This is a genomic window from Ilyobacter sp. (assembly GCF_041583315.1).
Lineage (GTDB): Bacteria > Fusobacteriota > Fusobacteriia > Fusobacteriales > Fusobacteriaceae > Ilyobacter.
This window is the reverse complement of sequence record NZ_JBFHGC010000571.1, coordinates 1-1,772: the sequence shown is the minus strand read 5'-3', so window position 1 is coordinate 1,772 and position 1,772 is coordinate 1. Positions and strand designations below refer to the sequence as shown.

Here is a 1,772-nt window from a genome sequence, read left to right as displayed (position 1 = left end):
CCTTTACTTTCCCGGTTACTCTCTCTATCTCCTCTACAAGCTCCATATTAGATATTATTACAGGAGTTTTTACAGATTTAGCATTGATTTTTAGATATTCAAGATCATATTTCACCAGTTTATCACCTGTCTTGACAGTCCCTTCTCTTCCGATTCTTTCAAATCCCTTTCCCTTTAAATTCACAGTGTCCACCCCGAAATGAACTATTACCTCAAGGCCCTCTTTTGATTCAAGAGACACTGCGTGATTTGTTTCAAATATGCTCATATCTTCTGTATCCAGCGGTGAGTATATCATATCTCCTGAAGGAATTATTGCGACTCCGTCTCCTATAGCCTTACATGCAAAAGCCTCGTCCGGGACTTCTGAAAGACCCACAACATCACCGTCAATCGGAGAATATATTTCCACTACTTTTTTTTCAACTACCTTTTCAACAACTTTTTTACTTCCAAAAAGCTTTGACAGAATACCCATTTGAAATCCACTCCTTACTTTAAAAAACAAGTGATAAAAACAGTTCTCCAAAACATGGTATCGATACCACATGCCGGAAAAAAGAAAAGGCTATATTTTGCTAGCACTCTCCCTTTCCACCAGTCTATAATTCATTACTATTTTTTCTGATTTATCGGTTTTTAAAATTCTCATCAAAACTCTGGCAGACTCTTCTCCTGATTCTAAATACTGATATTTTATAGTGGTCAGACCAGGATTATAAATTTCTGCTATACCTGAATCTCCCTCTCCTACTACAGATACGTCTTCAGGAACCCTGTACCCATTTTTCAGGAGATAATTTATAGCACCTACAGCCAGGTTGTCGGTAACTGCTAATATTGCTGTAGGTTTTTCTTTCATAAGTTTTCTCATAGAAGCATCCACCGATGAAATTTCGAAGTTCCCTATGGAAATAAGATTTCTGTCTACATCGATTCCGTGTTCCTTGAGGGCGTCTTCGTATCCTCTTCTTCTCTGGTAGCCTACTGCTCTGTCTATCTCATCTACCCCTATAAAACCTATTTTTCGGTGTCCGTTTTTCACCAGATAGTTTGTCATCTCCACTGTAGCACCATAATCGTTGTGGATAATGCAGGAAAAATCATGACTACTTGAATCCTGTCCTATAAAAACAGTAGGTATCTTCATCTTTTTCAATAATTTTACATGTTCCTCAGCTATATTAGTAGCCACAAAAATAATACCGTCCACTCTCTTCTGCTTAAATATCTTTATGAATTCAATCTCTTTTTTGAAATCCAAACCTGTGTTTGCCAGTATGGAACTATATCCATTTTCATCAAGAACCTTTGTTATCCCATCTGCCACAAGACCTATAGTCCTAGAGCTAAGCTTCGGTATTATAACACCTATAAGTTTTGTATTTTTTTTCTTCAGATCTTTTGCAGTATCACTGGGCAGGTATCCTGTATCATCTATTATTTTCTCTACCCTTTCCCTGACTTCCTGATTTACATAACCGGAATCATTTAATACCCTTGATACTGTAGAGGTAGATACCTCTGCTAATCTTGCAATCTCTTTTATTGTCATCTTTCATCACCTCTTGTGGTATCGATACCACACTCTAATACATTTTTACCACTTTTAGAACATCTTGTCAATATTTTTATGAGGTTTTTTTTTAATATTTATCTGAACACGCCCGTTAAAATTCAAAACACAATAAATATCCTGTTTTTTTATATTAAAAAAAATACAGCCCTTTTAATCCTTTCTTTGAAGATACCATGAAAACTATTCTTGATTG

Annotated in this window: 2 protein-coding genes; both read right to left on the bottom strand. The window is 36.0% G+C overall.

What is annotated here, in order from left to right:
• Positions 1-478: PTS glucose transporter subunit IIA (locus ABZA26_RS14310; RefSeq protein ID WP_372715167.1), on the bottom strand; the 478-nt coding region annotated here is incomplete at its 3' end.
• 90 nt (positions 479-568) lie between these two features.
• Positions 569-1,555, bottom strand: coding sequence for a LacI family DNA-binding transcriptional regulator (locus tag ABZA26_RS14305; protein ID WP_372715166.1), 987 nt, complete (start codon positions 1,553-1,555; stop codon positions 569-571).
• Positions 1,556-1,772: the final 217 nt, after the last annotated feature.